Below are 25,523 nucleotides of genomic sequence, written 5' to 3' on the forward strand. Positions count from 1 at the left end.
AGCCTTGGAAGTGACGCCTGGATGACTACCCATATTCAACGCTCCGCCCTGCTGCCATACCCCGCCCAGGCGCTCTACGATCTGGTCAACGATGTGGCCAGCTACCCTGAGTTTCTGCCGTGGTGCTCGGCCTCGACGGTGATCGAAGCCAGTGACACGCACATGCGGGCCAAGCTCGAAGTGGCCAAGGGCGGCATGAGCCAGCACTTCGTCACGCGCAATGTGCTGGTGCCGGGGCAGTCCATCGAGATGAACCTCGAAGAGGGGCCATTCACTCAGCTGCATGGTGTGTGGGTGTTCAAACCGCTGGGTGAAAAAGCCTGCAAGATCAGCCTGGACCTGTCCTTCGATTATGCCGGGCCGATCGTGCGTGCCACGTTGGGGCCGCTGTTCAATCAGGCAGCCAACACCCTGGTCGATGCCTTCTGCCAGCGCGCCAAGCAATTGCATGCCTGACGGATAAGGCGCAAAAAAAAGCCCGGACCAGGTCCGGGCTTTTTTGTATCTGCTGTGCGATTACCGGGTTTCCAGCGGTGCTGGCGTCGGGACTGGGGTGGTCTCGATGGTATCGATTTCGCGCTGGATGGACTCTTCGGTCGAACCAGGCTTGGCTGGTTTTTCCACCGGCTGTGGTGCCGGCTGTTCGGCCTGGCCTGGCTCGGTGGCTGGGCTGACGGTGGTGTCGCTGCTGCCGCCGAGGATTTCCTGGTCGCGGCTTACGCCCGGCATGAAGTCGCCAGACAGGCTGACCAGTTGGTCGCTTTCGTTGAAGAAGATGCTCATGCGCTCTTGCTGGCGTTTACCGCCACCAGGCTGCAGGCTGTACAGGTAATCCCAACGGTTGGTGTTGAAGGTATCCTGAATCAGCGGGTTGCCCATGATAAACCTTACTTGCCGTCGGGTCATTCCCGGGCGTAATTGGTCTATCATGTCTTGCGTGACGACATTGCCCTGCTGGATGTCGATTTTGTAAACCCCGGGAAACGAGCAACCGGCGAGTGCGAGCAGTCCCACTAGGGTGAGGCTGGTTAGCAAGAGCTTGGTGTTTTGCATCGGTGGGCGACTTCCACTATCTTGGCTGGACAACGTAAACCCCGATCATACCCGTATTAAGAGAAGCTGCGAAGCAGCATCGGCGAGAAAGCTGACCATGGTTGAAAATAGCGAATTGCGCAAAGCCGGTCTCAAGGTGACCCTGCCTCGAGTAAAGATCCTTCAGATGCTCGACTCTACCGAGCAGCGTCACATGAGTGCAGAGGATGTCTACAAGGCGCTGATGGAGGCTGGCGAAGATGTGGGCCTGGCCACCGTCTATCGCGTGCTGACTCAGTTCGAAGCGGCGGGTCTGGTGGTTCGCCACAACTTCGACGGCGGCCACGCGGTGTTCGAACTGGCCGATGGCGGTCACCACGACCATATGGTGAACGTGGATACCAGTGAAGTCATCGAGTTCATGGATGCCGAAATCGAGAAGCGCCAGCGCGAAATCGTGGCCGAGCATGGCTACGAGCTGGTGGACCACAATCTGGTCCTGTACGTGCGTAAGAAGAAGTAACGATTTATATCGTTATGAATAGCAAAGGCGACCTTCGGGTCGCCTTTGTGCTTTCTGAGGGTCTTAAGGCAACGCAGGCCGCTTTCACAACGACTGCATTGGCCTGGTAGAGCAGCATCAAGCCTTGCCGGAAACCACCATCTTGCGCGCATGCGCCAAGGACTCTTTGGTCAGGTCGATGCCGCCCAGCATCCGCGCCACTTCTTCTACCCGCTCACGTTTGCCCAGGCTGGCCACGGCGGTGTGGGTGGTATCACTGTTGCGCACCTTGTGTACGAACAGGTGATGATGTCCTTGTGCTGCTACCTGTGGCAGGTGTGTCACGGTCAGCACCTGGCCACGCTCGCCCAGGCGACGCAGCAATTGGCCGACGATTTCGGCAGTGGGGCCGCCGATACCCACGTCGACTTCGTCGAATACCAGGGTCGGGATGCGCGAGGTCTGTGCCGTGATCACCTGGATCGCCAGGCTGATACGCGACAGTTCGCCGCCCGAGGCCACCTTCGCCAGGCCTTTGAGTGGTTGGCCGGGGTTTGCGCTGACCAGCAGCTCGATCTGCTCCAGGCCATGGGGTGAGAGGTCGGAGCCCTCGTTAGGTGTCAGCTCGATGCAGAAGCGACCGCCAGGCATGCCCAGGCGCTGGATTTCCTGTTCGACGGCGCCCGCCAGTTGCTGGGCTGCCTGCTGACGCAGGCCGCTGAGTTCGCGGGCCTTCTCTTTATAGTGCTGGGCGAAGGCGGCAAGCTCTTCACCCAGGCGCTCGATCGACTCGTCACTGGCGTTAAGGCCTTCGATTTCTTCCATCAGCCGTTGCTGCAGGTGAGGCAGTTCGGTGGGGTGCACGCGGTGTTTGCGCGCCAGCGTATAGAGGGTGTCGAGGCGCTCTTCCAAGGCCTGCAGGCGCATCGGGTCGGCATCGAAGTTGTCGAGGAAGCGGTTGAGTTCGCCCACGGCTTCCTCGACCTGGATTTGCGCGCTGGCGATCAGGTTGGCTGCTTCGCCCAGTGCCTTGGGTGAGTTGGTGGCGGCACCCAGACGATTGAGGCAGGAGGTGAGGGCACTGAGCACGTTGCCCGAGTCGCTCTCGCTGCACTGGTCGATGACCTGGCGACAGATGCCGAACAGGGCTTCGGCGCTGGTCAGGTTCTTGTGCTCCTGTTCCAGCTGCTCCAGTTCGTGCTCGCCAAGGCCCAAATTGTCCAGTTCTTCCAGCTGATAGCTGAGCAGTTGGTGGCGGGCGCGCTGCTCGTCGCCGGAATTGGACAGGCGCTCCAGCTCCAGGCGGGTCTGGTTCCAGCGCTTGGCCGCCAGCTGTACCTGGCGGGCCAGGTCGACGGCGCCCGCATACTCGTCGAGCAAGCGGCGATGGGTGTCGGTCTTGAGCAGCGACTGGTGCTCGTGCTGGCTATGGATGTCGATCAGCAGTTCGCCCAGCGCTTTAAGGTCGCCAAGCGGGCAGGGCGTGCCGTTGATGTAGCCGCGGCTGCGGCCTTCGGCGGTGATCACCCGGCGCAGGATGCACAGGCCGTCGTTGTCCAGGTCGCGCTCGGTCAGCCAGGCATGCGCCTCGGGGATGTCCACCAGGTCGAAGGTGGCGAGGATGTCTGCCTTGTCGGTGCCGGGGCGCACCACGCCGCTGTCGGCCCGGTCGCCCAGGGCCAGGCCAAGGGCATCGAGCATGATCGATTTGCCGGCGCCGGTCTCGCCGGTGATGACAGACATGCCACGGGCGATTTCGAGGTCGAGGTGCTCGACGATGGCGTAATTGTGAATGGACAGGTGCACCAGCATGGGGCGGCTCCCGAAAGTCAGGTCTGGTTATTTATACAGTACTTTTTTCAGGCCTGCCAATGCCCCTTGGCAGATTCTGTTGCGGCCCTGAAAACCACCTTGCCCCTTGAAGCTGGTTTTTCAGGCCCCATATAGCCGGCAGACACGGCGAGCTTTGCTCGTACTACAGAAATTGCGGAGGAGAGAACCCATGGCTGACGATCAGCTGAACGAGAAAGACCTTAATGCCGAAGAAGCCGCTGCAGTGGATAACGGCGCCCGCGTTCAGGAGCTCGAGGAGCAGCTGGCCGCCGCCAAGGATCAGTCCCTGCGTGTCGCAGCAGAAGCGCAGAACAGCATTCGCCGCGCCGAGCAGGAAGTCGACAAGGCCCGCAAGTTCGCCCTCGAGAAATTCTCCAGCGACCTGCTGCCGGTGATCGACAGCCTGGAACTGGCCTTGGCTCACTCCAGCGCCGACGACGAGCACGTCAAGCAGATTCGTGAAGGCGTCGAGCTGACCCTGAAGATGTTCCAGGACACCCTCAAGCGCTACAACCTCGAAGCTGTCGACCCGCACGGTCAGCCGTTCAACCCTGAGCACCACCAGGCCATGGCCATGCAGGAAAACGCCGAAGTAGAGCCAAACAGCGTGCTGAACGTGTTCCAGAAAGGCTACCTGCTGAATGGCCGCCTGCTGCGCCCCGCCATGGTGGTGGTCAGCAAGGCGCCGGCTGCCCCGCAACCTTCTATCGACGAGAAGGCTTGAAATTAGTCCGGGCATCCCCATCTAGGTGTCAAGCGATCAAGTATTACCGCAGTTGGCCGAAGTAGCCGCTGCCGCCAAATTCAAGTTTCGGGAGAGTTAACATGGGCAAAATCATCGGTATCGACCTGGGGACCACCAACTCGTGCGTCTCCATTCTGGAAAACGGTAACGTCAAGGTCATCGAAAACGCCGAAGGCGCGCGTACTACCCCTTCGATCGTGGCTTATGCCAACGACGGCGAAATCCTGGTTGGCCAGTCGGCCAAGCGCCAGGCTGTGACCAACCCGCACAACACCCTGTTCGCAGTGAAGCGCCTGATTGGCCGCCGCTTCGAAGAAGAGGTCGTGCAGAAAGACATCAAGCTGGTGCCATACAAAATCGTCAAGGGCGGTAACGGCGACGCTTGGGTACAGGCCGGCGGCAAGGACATGGCGCCACCGCAAATCAGCGCCGAAGTGCTGAAAAAAATGAAGAAGACCGCCGAAGACTACCTCGGCGAGCCTGTCACCGAGGCGGTCATCACCGTTCCGGCCTACTTCAACGACAGCCAGCGCCAGGCCACCAAGGATGCCGGCCGCATCGCTGGTCTGGACGTCAAGCGCATCATCAACGAGCCGACCGCCGCTGCTCTGGCTTACGGCATGGACAAGGCCAAAGGCGACCACACCGTCATCGTTTATGACCTGGGTGGTGGTACCTTCGACGTTTCGGTCATCGAAATCGCCGAAGTCGACGGTGAGCATCAGTTCGAAGTACTGGCCACCAACGGCGACACCTTCCTGGGTGGCGAAGACTTCGACATGCGCCTGATCGACTACCTTGTCGACGAGTTCAAGAAAGAGTCCGGCATGGACCTGAAGAACGATCCGCTGGCCCTGCAGCGCCTGAAAGAAGCTGCCGAGAAAGCCAAGATCGAGCTGTCCTCGACTCAGTCGACCGACGTCAACCTGCCGTACATCACCGCAGATGCGACAGGTCCGAAGCACCTGAACGTGAAAATCTCCCGCGCCAAGCTGGAGTCGCTGGTTGAAGACCTGGTTCAACGTACCATCGAGCCTTGCCGCATCGCCCTGAAAGACGCCGGCATCGACGCCAGCAAGATCGACGACGTGATCCTGGTCGGTGGCCAGACCCGTATGCCGCTGGTGCAGAAAACCGTTGCTGACTTCTTCGGTAAAGAAGCGCGCAAGGACGTCAACCCGGACGAAGCAGTTGCCATGGGTGCTGCCATCCAGGGCGCGGTATTGGCCGGTGACGTGAAAGACGTACTGCTGCTGGACGTCAGCCCGCTGACCCTGGGTATCGAAACCATGGGTGGCGTGATGACCGCGCTGATCGAGAAGAACACCACCATCCCGACCAAAAAGTCGCAGGTGTTCTCGACCGCCGATGACAACCAGGGCGCCGTGACCATTCACGTGCTGCAGGGTGAGCGTAAGCAGGCTGCGCAGAACAAGTCGCTGGGCAAGTTCGACCTGGCTGACATTCCGCCAGCACCACGTGGTGTACCGCAGATCGAAGTGACCTTCGACATCGACGCCAACGGCATCCTGCACGTTGGCGCCAAAGACAAGGCCACCGGCAAGGCTCAGTCGATCGTGATCAAGGCCAACTCCGGTCTGTCGGACGAGGAAATCGAGCGCATGGTGCGTGACGCCGAAGCCAACGCCGAGGAAGACCGCAAGTTCGAAGAACTGGCCGCTGCCCGTAACCAGGGTGACGCGCTGGTGCACTCGACTCGCAAGATGGTCGTTGATGCCGGTGACAAGGTCACTGCTGAAGAGAAGGCCGCGATCGAAGCTGCCGTGGTTGCCCTGGAAGCCGCTGTCAAAGGCGACGACAAGGCCGCAATCGACGCCAAGGTCGAAGAGCTGTCCAAAGTCTCTGCCCCGGTTGCCCAGAAGATGTACGCCGAGCAGTCGGCCGAACAGCCTCAGGGTGGCGCGCAGCAGGCCGAGCCGGAAGCCAAGCACGATGACGTGGTTGACGCCGAGTTCGAAGAAGTGAAAGGCGACGACAAGAAGTAATCGTTGCATGTTGTCGGCCAGTTCACCGGTGTTTGCCGGTGAACTGGTAGGATGTCGCCGCGCGGGGGCTTGCTCCCGCGTTGGCGTATCTGGAATTCGAGAATTTTACAGCATCTGTCAGCGCTCCTTGGGGGTGGGCAGGTGCTGACGGCGCGGCGCAGATGCCTGACGCCTAACAAGGTGCAAATGACCTATGTCCAAGCGTGATTATTATGAGGTCCTGGGTGTCGAGCGCGGCGCCAGCGAAGCTGACCTCAAGAAGGCGTATCGCCGTCTGGCGATGAAGTATCACCCGGACCGCAACCCGGGCGATAAAGAGTCGGAAGACAAGTTCAAGGAGGCCAACGAGGCCTACGAAGTGCTGTCTGACGCGAGCAAGCGCGCGGCCTTCGACCAGTATGGCCACGCTGGCGTCGACCCAAGCATGGGTGGCGGCGGTGCCGGCTTCGGTGGCGCCAACTTCTCCGACATCTTCGGTGATGTGTTCAGCGATTTCTTCGGTGGCGGCCGCGGTGGCGGACGTGGCGGTGCCCAGCGCGGCAGCGACCTGCGCTACACCCTTGAACTGAACCTGGAAGAAGCGGTGCGCGGCACCACGGTCAGCATTCGCGTGCCTACCTTGGTCAACTGCCAGCCTTGCGACGGTTCTGGTGCTAAGAAGGGTTCGACCCCTTCGACCTGCCCGACCTGCGGCGGCATCGGCCAGGTGCGCATGCAGCAAGGCTTCTTCTCGGTGCAGCAGACCTGCCCGCGCTGCCATGGCCAAGGCAAGATCATTACCGACCCGTGCACCTCGTGCCACGGCGAAGGCCGTGTCGAAGAATACAAGACGCTGTCGGTCAAGGTGCCGGCGGGTGTCGATACCGGTGACCGCATTCGCCTGTCGGGCGAGGGTGAGGCCGGTACCCATGGTGGCCCGACCGGTGATCTGTACGTGGTGATCAGCGTGCGTGAGCACGAGATCTTCCAGCGCGACGGCAAGCACCTGTACTGCGAAGTGCCGATCAGCTACACCGATGCCGCCCTGGGCGGCGAGCTGGAAGTGCCGACCCTGGATGGCCGCGTGAAGCTGAAAATTCCGGAAGGCACCCAGACCGGCAAGCAGTTCCGTTTGCGCGGCAAGGGCGTTGCTCCGGTACGTGGTGGTGGTGCGGGCGACCTGCTGTGCCGCGTAGCGGTGGAAACCCCGGTCAACCTCAGCCGCCGCCAGCGCGAGCTGCTCGAGGAACTGCGTGATTCGCTGGAAGGCGACAGCTCCCACTCGCCCAAGGCCAGTGGCTGGTTCGATGGCGTGAAGCGCTTCTTCGGCGATCTCTGACAAGGAAATGGCTATGCGACGTATTGCGGTAATGGGTGCGGCTGGGCGGATGGGCAAGACCCTGATCGAAGCCGTACAGCAAACCCCTGGTGCTGGGCTGACGGCGGCGATCGATCGCCCTGACAGCTCGCTGGTGGGCGCTGATGCTGGTGAGCTGGCGGCCCTCGGCCGGATCGGTGTGTTGCTCTCCGATGACCTGGCCAAGGTGGCTGACGAGTTCGACGTGCTGATCGACTTCACGCACCCTTCGGTGACCCTGAAGAATCTGGCGTTCTGCCGCAAGCACGGCAAAGCCATGATCATTGGCACCACGGGCTTCTCTGTCGAAGAGAAGCAGTTGCTGGCCGAGGCCGGCAAGGACATTCCAATCGTGTTCGCCGCCAACTTCAGTGTGGGTGTGAACCTTAGCCTCAAGTTGCTGGATATGGCGGCGCGGGTGCTGGGTGATGATGTCGATATCGAGATCATCGAGGCGCACCACCGGCACAAGGTCGATGCGCCGTCGGGTACTGCATTGCGCATGGGTGAAGTGGTTGCCAATGCGCTGGGGCGTAACCTGCAGGAAGTGGCGGTGTATGGCCGCGAAGGCCAGACCGGCGCGCGTGATCGCAAGACCATCGGCTTCGCTACCGTGCGGGCCGGCGACGTGGTGGGCGATCACACTGTGTTGTTTGCTGCCGAAGGCGAGCGCCTGGAAATCACCCACAAGGCCTCCAGCCGCATGACCTTCGCCAAGGGTGCCGTGCGTGCGGCGCTGTGGCTGGATGGGCGTGAGCCTGCGCTGTACGACATGCAGGATGTGCTCGAGCTGCGTTAAGCCGCTACGCGGTGTTGGTTTCTTCGCGGGTTTGCCCGCGAAGAGGCCCCCATCGACGTCAGCCTGTCGCATTCATGTGTTTTAGAGACACATCCACGGTAGACCGAAAACGCACTTTTCTGTAAGCTACAGCTTTAGTGTGTCCACTAAAAGCGCGCAGCGAATTGAATTCAGCACATGAAAGCGGGGTGACGTGTCCATACGTCACTCCGCTTTTTTGCAACCTGCGATCGCCCTTTCATGCTTGATTTACGGGAGGTCTTCTTGACAAAGCCAGCCATACTCGCCCTTGCCGACGGCAGTATTTTTCGCGGTGAAGCCATTGGTGCCGACGGTCAGACCGTTGGTGAGGTGGTATTCAACACCGCTATGACCGGCTACCAGGAAATCCTTACAGACCCTTCCTATGCGCAGCAAATCGTTACCCTGACCTACCCGCACATCGGCAACACCGGCACCACGCCGGAAGATGCCGAGTCGAACCGCGTCTGGTCCGCTGGCCTGGTCATCCGTGACCTGCCGCTGCTGGCCAGCAACTGGCGTAACACCCAGTCGCTGCCTGAGTACCTCAAGGCCAACAACGTCGTTGCCATCGCCGGCATCGACACCCGCCGCCTGACCCGTATCCTGCGTGAAAAGGGCGCCCAGAACGGTTGCATCCTCGCCGGTGACAACATCAGCGAAGAAGCCGCCATCGCCGCTGCCCGTGGCTTCCCAGGCCTGAAGGGCATGGACCTGGCCAAGGTTGTCTCCACCAAGGAACGCTACGAATGGCGCTCCAGTGTGTGGGAGCTGAAAACCGACAGCCACCCGACCATCGACGCTGCCGACCTGCCGTATCACGTGGTTGCCTTCGACTACGGCGTCAAGCTGAACATCCTGCGCATGCTGGTTGCTCGTGGCTGCCGCGTGACCGTGGTGCCGGCCCAGACCCCGGCCAGCGAAGTGCTGGCACTCAACCCGGACGGCGTGTTCCTGTCCAACGGCCCTGGTGACCCCGAGCCGTGCGACTACGCCATCCAGGCGATCAAGGAAATCCTCGAAACCGAGATCCCGGTATTCGGCATCTGCCTCGGTCACCAGCTGCTGGCCCTGGCTTCCGGCGCCAAGACCGTGAAAATGGGCCATGGCCACCATGGTGCCAACCACCCGGTCCAGGACCTGGACACCGGCGTGGTCATGATCACCAGCCAGAACCACGGCTTTGCCGTTGACGAAGCCACCCTGCCGGGTAACGTCCGCGCCATCCACAAGTCGCTGTTCGACGGCACCCTGCAAGGTATCGAGCGTACCGACAAGAGCGCGTTCAGCTTCCAGGGCCACCCTGAAGCGAGCCCAGGCCCGACCGACGTCGCGCCACTGTTCGATCGTTTCACCGATGCCATGGCCAAGCGCCGCTGAGCATCCTGCATCAAGGCCCCGGGCCGGCTCCTGCCGCGCCCGGAAGCGCCTGACCCAGATTGTTCAAAGCGGCTTGCCGACTGACCCCGGATTTGAGTGACCACCATGCCAAAACGTACAGACATCAAAAGCATCCTGATTCTCGGCGCTGGCCCGATCGTGATCGGCCAGGCCTGCGAATTCGACTACTCCGGCGCCCAGGCCTGTAAAGCCCTGCGCGAGGAAGGTTTCCGCGTCATCCTGGTGAACTCCAACCCAGCCACCATCATGACCGACCCGGCCATGGCCGACGCCACCTACATCGAGCCGATCAAGTGGCAGTCGGTGGCCAAGATCATCGAGAAAGAGCGCCCAGACGCCGTATTGCCGACCATGGGTGGCCAGACTGCACTGAACTGCGCCCTGGACCTGGAGCGCCACGGCGTTCTGGAGAAGTTCGGCGTAGAGATGATCGGTGCCAACGCCGACACCATCGACAAGGCTGAAGACCGTTCGCGCTTCGACAAGGCGATGAAGGACATCGGCCTGGAGTGCCCGCGCTCCGGTATCGCCCACAGCATGGAAGAGGCCAATGCGGTCCTCGAGAAGCTCGGCTTCCCATGCATCATCCGCCCGTCGTTCACCATGGGTGGCACTGGCGGTGGTATTGCTTACAACCGTGAAGAGTTCGAAGAAATCTGCACCCGTGGTCTGGACCTGTCGCCGACCAAAGAGCTGCTGATCGACGAATCGCTGATCGGCTGGAAAGAGTACGAGATGGAAGTGGTCCGCGACAAAAAGGACAACTGCATCATCGTCTGCTCCATCGAAAACTTCGACCCGATGGGTGTGCACACCGGTGACTCGATCACTGTCGCTCCGGCACAGACCCTGACCGACAAGGAATACCAGATCATGCGCAACGCCTCGCTGGCGGTGCTGCGTGAAATCGGTGTGGAAACCGGCGGTTCCAACGTGCAGTTCGGCATTTGCCCGAACACTGGCCGTATGGTCGTGATCGAGATGAACCCGCGCGTTTCGCGTTCGTCCGCCCTGGCTTCCAAGGCTACCGGCTTCCCGATCGCCAAGATCGCCGCCAAGCTGGCCATTGGCTACACCCTCGACGAGCTGCAGAACGACATCACTGGCGGCCGCACCCCGGCTTCCTTCGAGCCGTCGATCGACTACGTCGTCACCAAGCTGCCACGCTTCGCCTTCGAGAAATTCCCGAAAGCCGACGCCCGCCTGACCACCCAAATGAAATCCGTGGGTGAAGTCATGGCCATCGGCCGTACCTTCCAGGAATCCCTGCAGAAAGCCCTGCGCGGCCTGGAAGTCGGTGCTTGCGGCCTCGACCCTAAAGTCGACCTGGCCAGCCCGGAAGCTGCCAGCATCCTCAAGCGCGAGCTGACCGTGCCGGGTGCCGAGCGTATCTGGTACGTGGCTGACGCCATGCGTTCGGGCATGACCTGTGAAGAAATCTTCGCCCTGACCGGTATCGACATGTGGTTCCTGGTGCAGATGGAAGATCTGATCAAGGAAGAAGAGAAGGTCAAGACCCTGGCCCTGTCGGCGATCGACAAGGACTACATGCTGCGCCTCAAGCGCAAGGGCTTCTCGGATCAGCGTCTGGCTGTGTTGCTGGGCATCACCGACAAGAACCTGCGCCGTCACCGCCACAAGCTGGAAGTGTTCCCGGTGTACAAGCGCGTCGACACCTGCGCCGCCGAGTTCGCCACCGACACCGCCTACCTGTACTCCACCTATGAGGAAGAGTGCGAGGCCAACCCGTCGACCCGCGACAAGATCATGATCCTGGGTGGCGGCCCTAACCGTATCGGCCAGGGTATCGAGTTCGACTACTGCTGCGTACACGCTGCCCTGGCGCTGCGTGAAGACGGTTACGAGACCATCATGGTCAACTGCAACCCGGAAACTGTCTCTACCGACTACGACACTTCCGACCGTCTGTACTTCGAGCCGCTGACCCTGGAAGACGTGCTGGAAGTCTGCCGCGTCGAGAAGCCGAAAGGCGTGATCGTTCACTACGGCGGCCAGACCCCGCTGAAACTGGCCCGCGCTCTGGAAGAAGCTGGCGTACCGATCATCGGTACCAGTCCTGACGCCATCGACCGCGCCGAAGACCGTGAGCGCTTCCAGCAGATGGTTCAGCGCCTGAGCCTGCTGCAGCCGCCAAACGCCACCGTGCGCAGTGAAGAAGAAGCCATCCGCGCTGCGGGCGGCATCGGTTACCCGCTGGTTGTGCGCCCATCCTACGTACTGGGCGGCCGCGCCATGGAAATCGTCTACGAGCTGGACGAGCTGAAGCGCTACCTGCGTGAAGCGGTTCAGGTGTCGAACGACAGCCCGGTACTGCTCGACCACTTCCTCAACTGCGCCATCGAGATGGACGTGGATGCGGTGTGCGACGGCACCGACGTGGTCATCGGCGCGATCATGCAGCACATCGAACAGGCCGGCGTTCACTCCGGTGACTCGGCGTGCTCGCTGCCTCCTTACTCGCTGAGCAAGGAAGTGCAGGACGAAGTCCGCGTACAGGTCAAGAAAATGGCCCTGGAGCTGGGCGTGGTCGGCCTGATGAACGTGCAGCTGGCCCTGCAGGGCGACAAGATCTACGTGATCGAAGTCAACCCGCGTGCCTCGCGTACCGTGCCGTTCGTGTCCAAGTGCATCGGCACTTCCCTGGCCATGATCGCCGCCCGCGTCATGGCTGGCAAAACCCTGAAAGAGCTGGGCTTCACCCAGGAAATCATCCCGAACTTCTACAGCGTCAAGGAAGCCGTCTTCCCGTTCGCCAAGTTCCCAGGGGTTGACCCGATCCTCGGCCCTGAGATGAAATCGACCGGTGAAGTCATGGGTGTCGGTGACAGCTTCGGTGAAGCCTTCGCCAAGGCTCAGATGGGTGCGAGCGAAGTGCTGCCGACCGGCGGTACCGCGTTCATCAGCGTGCGTGACGACGACAAGCCACAAGTGGCAGGCGTTGCTCGCGACCTGATCGCCCTGGGCTTCGAAGTGGTTGCAACTGCTGGCACCGCCAAGGTTATCGAGGCGGCTGGCCTGAAAGTACGCCGTGTGAACAAGGTGACCGAAGGTCGCCCGCACGTGGTCGACATGATCAAGAACGACGAAGTGTCGCTGATCATCAACACCACCGAAGGCCGCCAGTCGATCGCCGATTCCTACTCGATTCGTCGCAATGCGCTGCAGCACAAGATTTACTGCACCACGACCATTGCGGCCGGTGAAGCCATCTGCGAAGCGCTGAAGTTTGGTCCGGAAAAGACCGTTCGTCGCTTGCAAGATCTGCATGCAGGACTGAAAGCATGAGCATTACCAAGTACCCGATGACCGTCCAGGGCGCTCGCGCCCTGGAAGAGGAGCACCTGTTCCTGAGCAAGACCGAGCGCCCACGCCTGAGCCAGGCGATCGGTGAAGCACGTGAGCTGGGTGACCTCAAGGAAAACGCCGAATACCATGCTGCCCGTGAAGAGCAGGGCATGGTCGAGGCGCGTATCCGCGATATCGAAGGCCGTCTGCAGAATTCGGTCGTGATCGACGTGACCACGATCCCTCACACCGGCAAGGTGATTTTCGGTACCACCGTGGTACTGGCCAACACCGAAACCGATGAAGAGGTGACCTATCAGATCGTCGGCGAGGATGAAGCCGACGTGAAACAGGGCAAGCTCTCAAGCGGTGCGCCGATTGCCCGTGCCATCATCGGCAAGGAAGAAGGTGATACTGTCGTCGTCAAGACGCCTAGCGGCACGGTCGAGTACGAGATTGTCGAAGTCAAGCACATCTGACCGGCGCCTGCGGGCGCCATCCCTCGAGGGGATCCTCTGGCAATTGGCCCAGGTGTTCTGGGTCGGTGGCCTGTGGGTGTTCCATGTGGGGCTGGTGCCTGCGCTCAAGGTCAGTGGCCTGGCGCCGCTGCTGGTGCAGGATATCGCCGGGCAGATCGACCGCTGGTTGATCGGCGTGGCGTTGCTTGGTTTGTTGACCCAGCTTGCGGTGCTGGCGAGGGTGGACGGCCTGGCGGCCTGGTGGCGGCAGTTTCGTGGCCAGATGTTGTTGCTCGGTTTCGGTGCGTGCGTGGGGTATTACACCTTGCGCTACGGTATTTCCGTAGGCGAGCGCTGGCAGATGTTCTGTTTCCTGGTACTGGGTTTTTCCGGCATCGTGCTGGTGGCCCAACCGGTCCCGGTCAGGGCGCGTTCACCGCGCCACTGATCGGAGCTACCGTTACTTGTAACGGTGGATGTTGGACAGCTGCTTGTTCGGCTGTGGGTTCTTGCGGTAGATCAGGGCTTTCTTGCCGATGGTCTGCACCAGCTCGGCACGGCCGGCCTTGCACAGTTCTGCAATGGTTTCGGCACGTTCTTCGCGGTCTTCCGAGCGAATTTCGACCTTGATCAGCTCATGGTCGACCAGCGCGCGCTCCAATTCGGCGATGACGCCTTCATTCAAACCGTTGCCAGCAACGATCAGGACCGGCTTCAGGTCATGACCAATGGACTTGTATTGCTTCTTCTGCTCGTTATTGAGCGGCATAATCTGACCCTTTCCGTCTGATTCTGTAAAATTGACCGGCATTTTACCCGAGGGCCACCGGCTCCGCCCAGTCAATCACGACGCATATCATCGAGGTGCCCCGTGGTACAACGTTCCAAAAGCAGCGCCAACTGGCTGCGAGAGCATTTTAACGACCCTTTTGTGAAGCAGGCGCAGAAGGATGGCTACCGCTCGCGTGCGAGCTACAAACTGCTGGAGATCCAGGAGAAGGACCGTCTGATCCGCCCTGGCATGAGTGTGATCGACCTCGGCGCCGCGCCTGGTGGCTGGTCCCAGGTGACCAGTCGTCTGATTGGTGGCCAGGGTCGCCTGATCGCTTCCGACATTCTGGAAATGGACTCGATCGCTGATGTGACCTTCATTCAGGGTGACTTCACCCACGATGAAGTGCTGCAGCGCATTCTCGAGGCGGTCGGCGATTCGCACGTAGACCTTGTGATTTCCGACATGGCCCCCAATATGAGTGGTACGCCCGCGGTGGACATACCGCGTGCCATGTTCCTCTGTGAGCTGGCCCTCGATCTGGCGACCCGCGTACTCAAGCCCGGCGGCGACTTCCTGATCAAGATTTTCCAGGGCGAAGGTTTTGACGTGTACCTGAAGGACGTGCGCAGCAAGTTCGACAAAGTGCAAATGCGCAAGCCATCTTCGTCGCGGGATCGCTCCCGTGAGCAATACCTGTTGGGCAGAGGCTTCAAAGGGGCATGAAAGGTGTGAAGCGGGGTGGCCGATAGTTAATTCCAATCGGCCACTGCGTCAGGATCGTCCGAACTTCGTGTAGTCTAGCTTTCACAAAGGGTTACAGACGGTGCCTGCGGCTGCGTAGGTAATGTAGTAAGTTAGGGCGATGAATATCATGCGAGGCACGGCTGCGTCGTGCGCCGGCCTCAGAGGGTAGCGAATTGAACGACATGGCAAAGAATCTGATCCTGTGGTTGATCATCGCAGCTGTCCTGGTGACAGTGATGAACAACTTCTCCAGCCCTAACGAGCCGCAGACCCTCAACTACTCCGACTTCATCCAGCAGGTCAAGGATGGCAAGGTCGAGCGTGTGACCGTAGACGGCTACATCATTACCGGCAAGCGCGCCGACGGCGACAGCTTCAAGACCGTGCGTCCGGCCATTACCGACAATGGCCTGATCGGCGACCTGGTCGACAACCATGTGGTTGTCGAAGGCAAGCAGCCTGAGCAGCAGAGCATCTGGACGCAGCTGTTGGTGGCGAGCTTCCCGATCCTGGTGATCATTGCCGTGTTCATGTTCTTCATGCGCCAGATGCAAGGCGGCGCAGGCGGAAAGGGCGGGCCGATGAGCTTTGGCAAGAGCAAGGCGCGCCTGCTGTCCGAAGACCAGGTCAAGACCACGCTGGCCGACGTTGCCGGCTGCGACGAAGCCAAGGAAGAGGTTGGCGAGCTGGTCGAGTTCCTGCGCGATCCAGGCAAGTTCCAGCGCCTGGGTGGCCGCATTCCACGTGGTGTGCTGATGGTTGGCCCGCCCGGTACCGGTAAGACCTTGCTGGCCAAGGCCATTGCTGGCGAAGCGAAAGTGCCGTTCTTCACCATTTCCGGTTCGGACTTCGTGGAGATGTTCGTCGGTGTCGGTGCCAGCCGTGTGCGCGACATGTTCGAGCAGGCCAAGAAGCACGCCCCGTGCATCATCTTCATCGACGAGATCGACGCCGTTGGTCGCCACCGTGGCGCCGGCATGGGCGGCGGTCACGACGAGCGTGAGCAAACCCTCAACCAGTTGCTGGTGGAGATGGACGGCTTCGAGATGAACGATGGCATCATCGTTATCGCTGCTACCAACCGTCCGGACGTACTCGACCCTGCGCTGCTGCGTCCGGGTCGCTTCGACCGCCAGGTGGTGGTCGGCCTGCCGGATATCCGTGGTCGCGAACAGATCCTCAAGGTGCACATGCGCAAAGTACCGGTTGGCGAGAACGTCAACCCGGCGGTCATTGCCCGTGGTACCCCAGGCTTCTCCGGTGCCGACCTGGCCAACCTGGTCAACGAGGCTTCGCTGTTTGCCGCACGCTCCAACAAGCGCCTGGTCGAAATGAAAGAGTTCGAACTGGCCAAGGACAAGATCATGATGGGCGCCGAGCGCAAGACCATGGTCATGTCCGAGAAAGAAAAACGTAACACTGCCTACCACGAGGCTGGCCATGCCATCGTTGGTCGCCTGGTGCCAGAGCACGACCCGGTCTACAAGGTTTCGATCATTCCGCGCGGTCGTGCCTTGGGCGTGACCATGTTCCTGCCGGAAGAAGACCGTTACAGCCTGTCCAAGCGCGCGCTCATCAGCCAGATCTGTTCGCTGTACGGTGGTCGTATCGCCGAAGAAATGACCCTGGGCTTCGATGGCGTGACTACCGGTGCGTCCAACGACATCATGCGTGCCAGCCAGATCGCCCGAAACATGGTGACCAAGTGGGGCTTGTCGGAAAAACTCGGCCCGCTGATGTACGCAGAAGAAGAGGGTGAGGTATTCCTCGGTCGTAGCGCCGGCAGCCAGCACGCCAGTGTGTCCGGCGAGACTGCCAAGCTGATCGACTCCGAAGTGCGCAGCATCATCGATCAGTGCTACGCCACTGCCAAGCAGCTGCTGATCGAGAATCGAGACAAGCTTGAAGCGATGACCGAAGCGTTGATGAAGTACGAAACCATCGATGCCGATCAGATCGACGACATCATGGCTGGGCGTACGCCACGCGAGCCGCGTGACTGGGACGATGACAAGGACTCGGGTACGCCTGCGGCCCAGAATGATCGTCCGGAATCGCCAATCGGCGGCCCAGCAGCTCAACACTAAGGGCATCTATGAGCTCAGTGCAGTACCCGACCCGGTTGCCTTGCGGCAACCGGGTTCTTGATTTGTCACGTACCCATGTCATGGGTATTCTCAATATCACCCCCGATTCCTTCTCCGATGGCGGGCGCTTCAGTCAGCGTGACGAGGCCCTGCGCCATGCCGAGGCAATGGTTGCCGCCGGCGCTACGCTGATCGACATCGGCGGCGAGTCCACGCGGCCGGGCGCACGCGCAGTATCGGTGACCGAAGAGCTGGAGCGGGTGGCGCCAATGGTTGAGGCGATCAATAGTCGCCTTGACGTGGTCATCTCGGTCGATACCTCGACGCCTGCCGTCATCCGCGAGTCCGCGCGTCTAGGCGCCGGGCTGATCAATGACGTGCGCGCCCTGGAGCGCGATGGCGCTCTGGACGCCGCGGCCGATACTGGCCTGCCGGTGTGCCTCATGCACATGCGTGGCGAGCCGGGTAACATGCAGGATGACCCGCATTACGAAGATGTGACCGCCGACGTTGCGCGTTATCTTGAGCAGCGGATGGCCGCCTGTTCGGCGGCGGGCATCGATTCAAACAGAATCATTCTTGATCCGGGCTTTGGTTTCGCCAAGACACTGGCGCACAACCTGAGCCTGTTCAAGCACATGGAAGCGCTCTATCGCCTTGGGCGCCCACTGCTGGTGGGTGTTTCACGAAAGAGCATGATCGGCCTGACGCTGGAACGTCCGGTCGGCGAGCGCTTGTACGGCAGCCTTGCGCTGGCGGCGTTGGCCATGACCAAGGGGGCGAGCATACTTCGTGTCCATGATGTGGCCGAAACTGTCGATGTAGTGCGCATGATCGCTGCGGTGCAAAACGCCGAATAAGAACATTGGAGTCCCTATGAGCAGAAAATACTTTGGTACCGACGGCATTCGTGGCCGCGTCGGCGAATACCCGATCACGCCTGACTTCATGCTGAAGCTTGGCTGGGCGGCTGGCATGGCGTTCCGCAAGCAGGGCCATTGCCGGGTGCTGGTGGGCAAGGACACGCGTATCTCTGGTTACATGTTCGAGTCCGCGCTCGAAGCCGGCCTGGCCGCCGCGGGTGCCGATGTCATGCTGCTGGGGCCAATGCCTACACCAGCCATCGCCTACCTGACGCGCACATTCCATGCCCAGGCGGGCATTGTCATCAGTGCCTCGCACAACCCGCACGAAGACAACGGCATCAAGTTCTTCTCCGGTCAGGGCACCAAGCTGCCTGACGAAGTCGAGCTGATGATCGAGGAACTGCTCGACCAGCCGATGACGGTTGTCGATTCGAGCAAGCTGGGCAAGGTGTCGCGCATCAACGACGCGGCGGGCCGCTACATCGAATTCTGCAAGAGCAGCGTGCCGAGCAGCACCAGCTTCGATGGCCTCAAACTGGTGGTCGATTGCGCCCACGGCGCCACCTACAAGGTCGCGCCAAGCGTGTTCCGCGAGTTGGGTGCCGATGTGACCGTGCTGCATGCGCAACCAGACGGCCTGAACATCAACGAAGGCTGCGGCTCGACCCACATCGAATCGCTGCAGGCTGCCGTGCTGGTGGGCCATGCCGACCTTGGCATTGCCTTCGATGGCGACGGTGATCGGGTGCTGATGGTCGACCACACCGGCGCCATCGTCGACGGTGACGAACTGCTGTTCATCATTGCTCGCGACTTGCACGATCGTGGCAAGCTGCAAGGTGGGGTAGTCGGCACGCTGATGAGCAACCTGGGCCTGGAGCTTGCACTGAAAGACCTGGATATCCCGTTCGTGCGGGCCAAGGTCGGCGACCGTTATGTCATGGCTGAGCTGCTGGAGCGCGAGTGGCTGGTTGGTGGCGAAAACTCCGGCCATGTCGTGTGCTGCAACCACACCACCACCGGTGACGCGATCATTGCCGCTTTGCAGGTGCTGATGGCGCTCAAGCGCCGTGGCGAAACCTTGGCGCAGGCCCGTCAGGCGCTGCGCAAGTGCCCGCAGGTGTTGATCAACGTGCGCTTCGGCGCCAGCAAGGTCGACCCGCTGGAGCACCCGGCCGTCAAGGATGCCAGTGCCAAGGTCACTGAAGCGTTGGCCGGTCGCGGTCGTGTGCTGTTGCGCAAGTCTGGTACCGAGCCGCTGGTGCGGGTCATGGTCGAAGGCGAAGACGAAACCCAGGTGCGTGGCCATGCTGAAGCACTGGCCAAACTGGTTGGCGAAGTTTGTGTCTGATGGCGCTTGCCAGCGCAGATCTGGTTGGGTAAGATCTGCGCCCACTTTGACCGACGAGGTAAAGCATGCGTCGCCCTATGGTAGCTGGTAACTGGAAGATGCACGGTACCCGCGCTAGCGTCGCTGAGCTGACCGAAGGCTTGAGCAATCTCGCCTTGCCGAGCGGAGTGGAAGTCGCGGTATTTCCACCAGCCCTGTTCATCAATCAAGTGATCGATGGCTTGGCGGGTAAAGAAATTACTGTCGGCGCACAGAATTCTGCTGTACAACCCGAACAGGGTGCGCTGACCGGGGAAGTTGCTCCGGAGCAGCTGGTTGAAGCAGGTTGCAAGTTGGTGTTGATTGGTCACTCGGAGCGTCGCCAAGTCATTGGTGAAACCGACGAAGTGCTCAATCGCAAGTTTGCAGCGGCCCAGGCCAAAGGTTTGAAGCCAGTGCTTTGCATCGGGGAAACCCTTGAAGAGCGCGAGGCTGGCAAAACGCTTGAAGTTGTCGGGCGTCAACTAAGCAGTATCATCGAAGCATTCGGTGTTAAGGCTTTTGCCAATGCAGTAATCGCCTATGAGCCTGTATGGGCCATCGGCACTGGCCTTACGGCCACGCCACAGCAGGCCCAGGATGTGCACGCCGCCATCCGCGGCCAGCTGGCGGCAGAAGATGCTGAAGTAGCTGCGAAGGTGCAGTTGCTCTACGGCGGCAGCGTGAAGGCGGCCAATGCGGCCGAACTGTTCGGCATGCCGGATATCGATGGGGGTCTCATTGGTGGGGCTTCCCTGAACGCAGACGAATTCGGTGCAATTTGTCGCGCCGCAGGAAACTGAACAAATGCTGGAAACAGTCATCGTTGTTTTTCATCTGTTGGCAGCGCTGTCGCTTGTAGTGCTGGTTCTGTTGCAACAGGGTAAAGGTGCTGAAGCAGGTGCATCTTTCGGCGCGGGTGCCTCAAACACCGTGTTCGGGAGCCAAGGCTCTGCAACGTTCCTAAGTAAATTAACTGCTATACTCGCTGCCACTTTCTTTTTGACAGCACTTGGGTTAGGATACTTCGCGAAGCAACAAGCTCACCAGCTTAGCCAAGCAGGTCTTCCAGATCCAGCAGTGCTAGAAGTGAAAGAGCCGCAAAAACCGGCAGTTAATGATGATGTACCGGTGCTCCAACAGCAGAAGAGCGAAACCACCAATAACACGGGTGATGTACCTCCTCCGGCAGAAGAGCAGAAGTAACGGGTTTCAAGTAGTAGTATTGCCGAGGTGGTGGAATTGGTAGACACGCAACCTTGAGGTGGTTGTGCCCATAGGGTGTAGGGGTTCGAGTCCCCTTCTCGGTACCAATTAAAGCTTGAGAGCCCGCTTTAGCGGGCTTTCTTGTAGGTGAATGTTTGGATTTGACCCTCAGTAGGGTTCGGTCTTATACTTTTGCCCCAGCTTTGTCGCGGGGTGGAGCAGCTTGGTAGCTCGTCGGGCTCATAACCCGAAGGTCGTTGGTTCAAATCCAGCCCCCGCAACCAGCTTCAGCGGAGCCCCTTTTCAGGGGCTTTTTGCTAACCGAACAGTTTTCGGCGTCGTTGTCCAACGGCGCTTTCAGGGATGGGCGCTTCGCCCATTTTTTATTTGCACAGCATGCACGAGGGGGTTCAGGTGTCGAGCAAGCTAGAACAGTTGCAGGCCTTGTTGGCCCCGGTTGTCGAGGGTCTGGGCTATCAGTGCTGGGGGATCGAATATGTTTCCCAGGGTAAGCATTCGGTACTGCGCATCTACATCGACAAGGAAGGCGGCATTCTGGTGGAGGACTGCGAAGCGGTCAGTCGTCAGGCCAGCGCAATCCTCGATGTGGAAGATCCAATCAGCAGTGAGTACACCCTCGAGGTGTCTTCTCCAGGCATGGATCGCCCACTGTTCACTCTGGAACAGTTTGCCTCGCATGCCGGCGAACAAGTGAAGATCAAGCTGCGCTCACCCTTCGAGGGTCGTCGTAACTTCCAGGGCCTTCTCCGTGGTGTGGAGGAGCAGGATGTGGTGGTCCAGGTGGACAACCAAGAGTTCCTGTTACCGATCGACTCGATCGACAAGGCCAATATTATTCCCAGTTTTGACTGAGACGTGCCGGGCCCGGCGGACTATCCGGGCCCAATGGCTTGCGCAAGGCGAGGCGTACGATGAGCAAAGAAGTACTGCTGGTTGTTGAATCGGTATCCAACGAAAAAGGTGTACCGCCCGGCGTCATTTTCGAAGCGCTGGAAGTGGCCCTGGCCACTGCAACCAAAAAACGTTTTGAAGACGAAGTCGACCTGCGTGTGGAAATCAATCGCCACACCGGTAGCTACGAGACTTTCCGTCGTTGGACCGTGGTCGACGAAGCCGATCTTGATGATCCGGCAATCGAGACCTGGCTGGACAAGATCAAGGACACCCACCCTGAAGCCAAGGTCGGTGACGTGATCGAGGAGAAGATCGAGTCCATCGAGTTCGGTCGTATCGCCGCCCAGACCGCCAAGCAGGTCATCGTGCAGAAGGTCCGTGAGGCCGAGCGCGCCCAGGTGGTTGATGCCTACCGCGAACGCGTGGGCGAGATCATCTCCGGTACCGTTAAAAAGGTTACCCGCGACAACGTCATCGTTGACCTGGGCAACAATGCCGAGGCCTTGCTGGCTCGCGAAGACATCATTCCGCGCGAAACCTTCCGTGTTGGCGTGCGCCTGCGTGCGCTGCTCAAGGAAATTCGCACTGAAAACCGTGGCCCACAGCTGATTCTGTCGCGCACCGCGCCGCAGATGCTGATCGAGCTTTTCCGCATTGAAGTGCCGGAAATCGCCGAGGGCCTCATCGAAGTCATGGCTGCTTCCCGTGATCCGGGTTCGCGAGCCAAGATCGCCGTCCGCTCCAAGGACAAGCGTATCGACCCGCAAGGTGCCTGCATCGGCATGCGTGGTTCGCGCGTCCAGGCCGTATCCGGGGAGCTGGGTGGTGAGCGTGTGGATATCGTCCTGTGGGACGATAACCCGGCGCAGTTCGTCATCAACGCCATGTCGCCGGCCGAAGTCGCGGCGATCATCGTTGATGAAGATGCCCATGCCATGGACATCGCCGTCGCCGAGGACAACCTGGCCCAGGCCATTGGCCGTGGCGGTCAGAACGTTCGCCTGGCCAGTCAGTTGACCGGCTGGACCCTGAACGTGATGACCGAGAAGGACATCCAGGCCAAGCAACAGGCCGAAACCGGTGACATCCTGCGCAATTTCATCGATGAACTGGAAGTCGACGAGGAGCTGGCCCAAGTGCTGGTCGACGAAGGCTTCACCAGCCTCGAAGAAATTGCCTACGTACCGTTGGAAGAAATGCTCAACATCGATGGCTTTGACGAAGATATCGTCAATGAGCTCCGCGCTCGAGCCAAGGACCGTTTGTTGACCAAGGCCATCGCTACCGAAGAAAAACTGGCAGACGCCCACCCGGCCGAAGACCTGCTCTCCCTCGAGGGCATGGACAAGGACCTGGCGGCTGAACTGGCGGTGCGCGGCGTGGTTAACCGCGAAGACCTGGCCGAGCAGTCGATCGACGATCTGCTCGACATCGACGGCATCGACGAAGAGCGTGCCGGCAAGTTGATCATGGCCGCCCGAGCCCACTGGTTCGAGTAATTAGGCGCGGCCTGAGGAGAGAAGTGCATGACGCAAGTCACGGTGAAAGAACTGGCCCAAGAGGTCGAGGCACCGGTAGAGCGCCTGCTGCAGCAGATGCGTGAGGCAGGTCTGCCGCACACCGACGCCGGTCAGGTAGTGACCGACAATGAGAAGCAGACCCTGCTGACTCATTTGAAAAGCAGCCACAAGAGCAAGGCGGAAGAGCCGCGCAAGATTACCTTGCAGCGCAAAACCACCAGCACCCTGCGTGTCGCCGGTAGCAAGAGCATCAGCGTAGAAGTACGCAAGAAGAAAGTTTTCGTGCAGCGCAGCCCGGAAGAAATCCAGGCTGAGCAGAAGCGTGAGCTGGATGAGCGCCGCGCGGCTGAAAATGCCGCTCGCGACAAGGTCGAGGCCGAAGTTCGCCAGCGCAACGAAGAGCAAGCCCGTCGTCAGGCGGCCGACTCCGCTGTAGCCGCCCCTGCGCCTGCCGCCAAGCCAGAGCCGGCTCCTGCCGCTGCCCCGGCCCCGGTAGTCGCCGACGCTCCGGCCTCCGAAGACGCTGCAGCCCGTGCTGCCGAGCGCAAGAAGGACGAGACCCGTCGCAACGAAAGCCGTACTCGCGATGACGACCGTCGTCGTGGCGAGGCGCCTCGTGTGTCGATCAAGGTCAAGGTCAAGGAGAAGGAAAAGGCGCCGACTCCGCGTGCTGCTCCGCGCACTACCGACGAAGAGAGCGATGGCGCTCGTCGTGGTCGTGGCGGCAAGGGCAAGCTGAAAAAGCGTAATCAGCACGGCTTCCAGAACCCGACTGGCCCCGTCATCCGTGACGTGACCATCGGCGAGACCATCACGGTCTCCGAGCTGGCCAACCAGATGTCCGTCAAGGGCGCTGAAGTGGTCAAGTTCATGTTCAAGATGGGTACTCCGGTCACCATCAACCAGGTGCTCGACCAGGAAACCGCTCAGCTGATCGCAGAAGAGCTGGGCCACAAGGTCACCCTGGTCAGCGACACCGCGCTGGAAGACTCCCTGGCCGAATCGCTGAAATTCGAAGGCCAGACCGAGTCGCGTGCACCGGTGGTTACTGTCATGGGTCACGTTGACCATGGTAAGACCTCGCTGCTCGACTACATCCGTCGTGCCAAGGTTGCCGCTGGCGAAGCCGGTGGTATCACCCAGCACATCGGTGCCTACCACGTGGAAACCGACCGCGGTATGGTCACCTTCCTCGACACCCCGGGCCACGCAGCTTTCACCCAGATGCGTGCACGCGGTGCCAAGGCGACCGACATCGTCATCCTGGTGGTGGCAGCGGACGACGGCGTGATGCCTCAAACCCGCGAAGCCGTTCAGCATGCCAAGGCAGCTGGCGTTCCGCTGGTGGTCGCGGTGAACAAGATCGACAAGCCAGGTGCTGACCTCGATCGCATCCGCAACGAACTGTCCGTCGAAGGCGTAACCTCCGAGGACTGGGGTGGTGACACTCCGTTCGTCAAGGTTTCGGCGAAGATGGGTACCGGCGTCGACGAACTGCTCGAAGCTGTCCTGCTGCAGGCCGAGATCCTCGAACTGACTGCAACCCCGACCGCTCCAGGTCGTGGCGTGGTCGTCGAATCGCGCCTGGACAAGGGCCGTGGCCCAGTGGCGACCATCCTGGTTCAGGACGGTACCCTGCGTCAGGGCGACATGGTTCTGTGCGGTTCCAACTATGGCCGCGTGCGTGCCATGCTCGACGAGAACGGCAAGCCTGTGAAGGAAGCCGGCCCGTCGATCCCGGTCGAAATCCTCGGCCTGGACGGTACCCCGGAAGCCGGTGACGAGCTGTCCGTGGTTGCCGACGAGAAGAAAGCCCGTGAAGTTGCCCTGTTCCGTCAAGGCAAGTACCGCGAGGTCAAGCTGGCCCGTGCTCACGCCGGCAAGCTGGAAAACATCTTCGAGACCATGGGTCAGGAAGAGAAGAAAACCCTCAACATCGTTCTCAAGACCGATGTGCGTGGTTCTCTGGAAGCACTGCAGGGCTCGCTTGGCGGCCTGGGCAACGACGAAGTGCAGGTGCGTGTGATTGGTGGTGGCGTCGGTGGTATCACCGAAAGCGACGCCAACCTGGCGCTGGCTTCGAACGCAGTACTGTTCGGCTTCAACGTGCGTGCCGATGCCGGTGCGCGCAAGATCGTCGAGCAAGAAGGTCTGGATATGCGTTACTACAACGTGATCTACGACATCATCGAAGACGTCAAGAAGGCCCTGACCGGCATGCTCGGCAGCGATGTTCGCGAGAACATCCTGGGTGTCGCCGAAGTGCGTGACGTGTTCCGTTCGCCGAAGTTCGGCGCCATCGCTGGCTGTATGGTCATCGAGGGTACCGTTTACCGCAACCGTCCGATCCGCGTATTGCGCGACGACGTTGTGATCTTCGAAGGCGAGCTGGAATCGCTGCGTCGCTTCAAGGACGACGCCTCCGAAGTGCGTTCGGGCATGGAGTGCGGTATTGGCGTCAAGAGCTACAACGACGTCAAGGTCGGCGACAAGATCGAAGTCTTCGAGAAAGTCCAGGTGGCTCGTACCCTTTAAGGGCGAGCGAGCCGCAAGCGCCCGCTACAGGGCGGCTTGCGGTACCTCTTCAGGTAGCGCCCGGTCA

General features: G+C 60.5%; 22 protein-coding genes and 2 tRNA genes. 21 read left to right on the forward strand and 3 right to left on the reverse strand.

What is annotated here, in order from left to right; genetic code table 11:
• Positions 1 to 21: 21 nt before the first annotated feature.
• A complete protein-coding gene (locus Q9451_RS06035; protein ID WP_012274260.1) occupies positions 22 to 456 on the forward strand; it encodes a type II toxin-antitoxin system RatA family toxin in 435 nt (144 codons plus the stop codon).
• Positions 457 to 516: 60 nt separating this feature from the next.
• Here Q9451_RS06035 and bamE read toward each other — a convergent pair whose 3' ends face one another.
• On the reverse strand, positions 517 to 1,053 hold the full coding sequence (gene bamE / locus Q9451_RS06040; protein ID WP_012274259.1) for an outer membrane protein assembly factor BamE: 537 nt from the start codon (positions 1,051 to 1,053) through the stop codon (positions 517 to 519).
• Positions 1,054 to 1,150: 97 nt separating this feature from the next.
• Here bamE and fur point away from each other — a divergent pair, with 97 nt between their 5' ends.
• On the forward strand, positions 1,151 to 1,555 hold the full coding sequence (gene fur, locus Q9451_RS06045; protein ID WP_012274258.1) for a ferric iron uptake transcriptional regulator: 405 nt from the start codon (positions 1,151 to 1,153) through the stop codon (positions 1,553 to 1,555).
• A 117-nt stretch (positions 1,556 to 1,672) separates the two neighbouring features.
• Here the strand turns inward: fur and recN are convergent, their stop codons facing one another.
• Positions 1,673 to 3,346, reverse strand: coding sequence for a DNA repair protein RecN (gene recN, locus Q9451_RS06050; RefSeq protein ID WP_012274257.1), 1,674 nt, complete (start codon positions 3,344 to 3,346; stop codon positions 1,673 to 1,675).
• 190 nt (positions 3,347 to 3,536) lie between these two features.
• On the opposite strand from recN, the gene grpE reads away from it, so the two are divergent.
• From grpE to Q9451_RS06090, 8 genes are all read left to right on the forward strand, one after another.
• Positions 3,537 to 4,091 (forward strand): nucleotide exchange factor GrpE, encoded by a 555-nt coding sequence (grpE, locus tag Q9451_RS06055; RefSeq protein WP_012274256.1) that lies wholly within the window; start codon positions 3,537 to 3,539, stop codon positions 4,089 to 4,091.
• Between the two features lie 101 nt (positions 4,092 to 4,192).
• A complete protein-coding gene (gene dnaK / locus Q9451_RS06060) occupies positions 4,193 to 6,118 on the forward strand; it encodes a molecular chaperone DnaK (protein WP_012274255.1) in 1,926 nt (641 codons plus the stop codon).
• Positions 6,119 to 6,311: 193 nt separating this feature from the next.
• The gene (gene dnaJ / locus Q9451_RS06065; RefSeq protein WP_012274254.1) at positions 6,312 to 7,436 is read left to right on the forward strand and encodes a molecular chaperone DnaJ; all 1,125 of its coding nucleotides are present in this window, start codon (positions 6,312 to 6,314) and stop codon (positions 7,434 to 7,436) included.
• 13 nt (positions 7,437 to 7,449) lie between these two features.
• The gene (gene dapB, locus Q9451_RS06070; protein ID WP_012274253.1) at positions 7,450 to 8,253 is read left to right on the forward strand and encodes a 4-hydroxy-tetrahydrodipicolinate reductase; all 804 of its coding nucleotides are present in this window, start codon (positions 7,450 to 7,452) and stop codon (positions 8,251 to 8,253) included.
• Positions 8,254 to 8,517: 264 nt separating this feature from the next.
• Complete coding sequence (carA, locus tag Q9451_RS06075; RefSeq protein WP_003249935.1) at positions 8,518 to 9,654, forward strand: glutamine-hydrolyzing carbamoyl-phosphate synthase small subunit; 1,137 nt, start codon at positions 8,518 to 8,520, stop codon at positions 9,652 to 9,654.
• Between the two features lie 105 nt (positions 9,655 to 9,759).
• Positions 9,760 to 12,981, forward strand: a complete 3,222-nt coding sequence (gene carB / locus Q9451_RS06080; protein WP_012274252.1) for a carbamoyl-phosphate synthase large subunit — start codon at positions 9,760 to 9,762, stop codon at positions 12,979 to 12,981.
• Positions 12,978 to 13,460: a transcription elongation factor GreA gene (gene greA / locus Q9451_RS06085; RefSeq protein WP_003249939.1), complete on the forward strand. Its 483-nt coding sequence runs from the start codon at positions 12,978 to 12,980 to the stop codon at positions 13,458 to 13,460. The genes carB and greA overlap by 4 nt, the downstream gene beginning before the upstream one ends.
• Complete coding sequence (locus Q9451_RS06090) at positions 13,438 to 13,887, forward strand: hypothetical protein (RefSeq protein WP_012053750.1); 450 nt, start codon at positions 13,438 to 13,440, stop codon at positions 13,885 to 13,887. Before greA ends, Q9451_RS06090 begins: the two co-directional genes overlap by 23 nt.
• 12 nt (positions 13,888 to 13,899) lie before the next feature.
• On the opposite strand, the gene yhbY is transcribed toward Q9451_RS06090, so the two are convergent.
• Positions 13,900 to 14,208 (reverse strand): ribosome assembly RNA-binding protein YhbY, encoded by a 309-nt coding sequence (gene yhbY, locus Q9451_RS06095; RefSeq protein ID WP_003249945.1) that lies wholly within the window; start codon positions 14,206 to 14,208, stop codon positions 13,900 to 13,902.
• 102 nt (positions 14,209 to 14,310) lie between these two features.
• Here yhbY and rlmE point away from each other — a divergent pair, with 102 nt between their 5' ends.
• The 11 genes from rlmE (at position 14,311) to infB (ending at position 25,456) form a co-directional block, all read left to right on the forward strand.
• Positions 14,311 to 14,937 (forward strand): 23S rRNA (uridine(2552)-2'-O)-methyltransferase RlmE, encoded by a 627-nt coding sequence (rlmE, locus tag Q9451_RS06100; RefSeq protein WP_012274251.1) that lies wholly within the window; start codon positions 14,311 to 14,313, stop codon positions 14,935 to 14,937.
• A 203-nt stretch (positions 14,938 to 15,140) separates the two neighbouring features.
• Positions 15,141 to 17,045 carry an ATP-dependent zinc metalloprotease FtsH gene (gene ftsH, locus Q9451_RS06105; RefSeq protein WP_012274250.1) on the forward strand — a complete coding sequence of 635 codons (1,905 nt, stop codon included), beginning with the start codon at positions 15,141 to 15,143 and terminating at the stop codon, positions 17,043 to 17,045.
• Positions 17,046 to 17,053: 8 nt separating this feature from the next.
• The gene (gene folP / locus Q9451_RS06110) at positions 17,054 to 17,905 is read left to right on the forward strand and encodes a dihydropteroate synthase (RefSeq protein ID WP_012274249.1); all 852 of its coding nucleotides are present in this window, start codon (positions 17,054 to 17,056) and stop codon (positions 17,903 to 17,905) included.
• Between the two features lie 16 nt (positions 17,906 to 17,921).
• On the forward strand, positions 17,922 to 19,262 hold the full coding sequence (gene glmM, locus Q9451_RS06115) for a phosphoglucosamine mutase (RefSeq protein ID WP_012274248.1): 1,341 nt from the start codon (positions 17,922 to 17,924) through the stop codon (positions 19,260 to 19,262).
• Between the two features lie 65 nt (positions 19,263 to 19,327).
• The gene (gene tpiA / locus Q9451_RS06120) at positions 19,328 to 20,083 is read left to right on the forward strand and encodes a triose-phosphate isomerase (RefSeq protein WP_012274247.1); all 756 of its coding nucleotides are present in this window, start codon (positions 19,328 to 19,330) and stop codon (positions 20,081 to 20,083) included.
• 4 nt (positions 20,084 to 20,087) lie between these two features.
• Positions 20,088 to 20,486 carry a preprotein translocase subunit SecG gene (gene secG, locus Q9451_RS06125; RefSeq protein ID WP_012274246.1) on the forward strand — a complete coding sequence of 133 codons (399 nt, stop codon included), beginning with the start codon at positions 20,088 to 20,090 and terminating at the stop codon, positions 20,484 to 20,486.
• A 21-nt stretch (positions 20,487 to 20,507) separates the two neighbouring features.
• Positions 20,508 to 20,593: transfer RNA gene (locus tag Q9451_RS06130), tRNA-Leu, on the forward strand.
• A 100-nt stretch (positions 20,594 to 20,693) separates the two neighbouring features.
• Positions 20,694 to 20,770 (forward strand) — tRNA-Met (locus tag Q9451_RS06135).
• A 130-nt stretch (positions 20,771 to 20,900) separates the two neighbouring features.
• Positions 20,901 to 21,359: a ribosome maturation factor RimP gene (gene rimP, locus Q9451_RS06140; RefSeq protein WP_012274245.1), complete on the forward strand. Its 459-nt coding sequence runs from the start codon at positions 20,901 to 20,903 to the stop codon at positions 21,357 to 21,359.
• Positions 21,360 to 21,418: 59 nt separating this feature from the next.
• Positions 21,419 to 22,900 (forward strand): transcription termination factor NusA, encoded by a 1,482-nt coding sequence (gene nusA / locus Q9451_RS06145; protein ID WP_009685349.1) that lies wholly within the window; start codon positions 21,419 to 21,421, stop codon positions 22,898 to 22,900.
• 27 nt (positions 22,901 to 22,927) lie between these two features.
• Positions 22,928 to 25,456 (forward strand): translation initiation factor IF-2, encoded by a 2,529-nt coding sequence (gene infB, locus Q9451_RS06150; protein WP_012274244.1) that lies wholly within the window; start codon positions 22,928 to 22,930, stop codon positions 25,454 to 25,456.
• Positions 25,457 to 25,523: the final 67 nt, after the last annotated feature.

Source organism: Pseudomonas sp. NY8896, from assembly GCF_039634505.1.

Coding starts and splice junctions, on each gene's coding strand:
- Q9451_RS06035 (WP_012274260.1), top strand. CDS start 22: ATGACTACCCATATTCAACGCTCCGCCCTGCTGCCATACCCCGCCCAG.
- bamE (WP_012274259.1), bottom strand. CDS start 1,053: ATGCAAAACACCAAGCTCTTGCTAACCAGCCTCACCCTAGTGGGACTG.
- fur (WP_012274258.1), top strand. CDS start 1,151: ATGGTTGAAAATAGCGAATTGCGCAAAGCCGGTCTCAAGGTGACCCTG.
- recN (WP_012274257.1), bottom strand. CDS start 3,346: ATGCTGGTGCACCTGTCCATTCACAATTACGCCATCGTCGAGCACCTC.
- grpE (WP_012274256.1), top strand. CDS start 3,537: ATGGCTGACGATCAGCTGAACGAGAAAGACCTTAATGCCGAAGAAGCC.
- dnaK (WP_012274255.1), top strand. CDS start 4,193: ATGGGCAAAATCATCGGTATCGACCTGGGGACCACCAACTCGTGCGTC.
- dnaJ (WP_012274254.1), top strand. CDS start 6,312: ATGTCCAAGCGTGATTATTATGAGGTCCTGGGTGTCGAGCGCGGCGCC.
- dapB (WP_012274253.1), top strand. CDS start 7,450: ATGCGACGTATTGCGGTAATGGGTGCGGCTGGGCGGATGGGCAAGACC.
- carB (WP_012274252.1), top strand. CDS start 9,760: ATGCCAAAACGTACAGACATCAAAAGCATCCTGATTCTCGGCGCTGGC.
- greA (WP_003249939.1), top strand. CDS start 12,978: ATGAGCATTACCAAGTACCCGATGACCGTCCAGGGCGCTCGCGCCCTG.
- yhbY (WP_003249945.1), bottom strand. CDS start 14,208: ATGCCGCTCAATAACGAGCAGAAGAAGCAATACAAGTCCATTGGTCAT.
- ftsH (WP_012274250.1), top strand. CDS start 15,141: ATGGCAAAGAATCTGATCCTGTGGTTGATCATCGCAGCTGTCCTGGTG.
- folP (WP_012274249.1), top strand. CDS start 17,054: ATGAGCTCAGTGCAGTACCCGACCCGGTTGCCTTGCGGCAACCGGGTT.
- glmM (WP_012274248.1), top strand. CDS start 17,922: ATGAGCAGAAAATACTTTGGTACCGACGGCATTCGTGGCCGCGTCGGC.
- tpiA (WP_012274247.1), top strand. CDS start 19,328: ATGCGTCGCCCTATGGTAGCTGGTAACTGGAAGATGCACGGTACCCGC.
- secG (WP_012274246.1), top strand. CDS start 20,088: ATGCTGGAAACAGTCATCGTTGTTTTTCATCTGTTGGCAGCGCTGTCG.
- nusA (WP_009685349.1), top strand. CDS start 21,419: ATGAGCAAAGAAGTACTGCTGGTTGTTGAATCGGTATCCAACGAAAAA.
- infB (WP_012274244.1), top strand. CDS start 22,928: ATGACGCAAGTCACGGTGAAAGAACTGGCCCAAGAGGTCGAGGCACCG.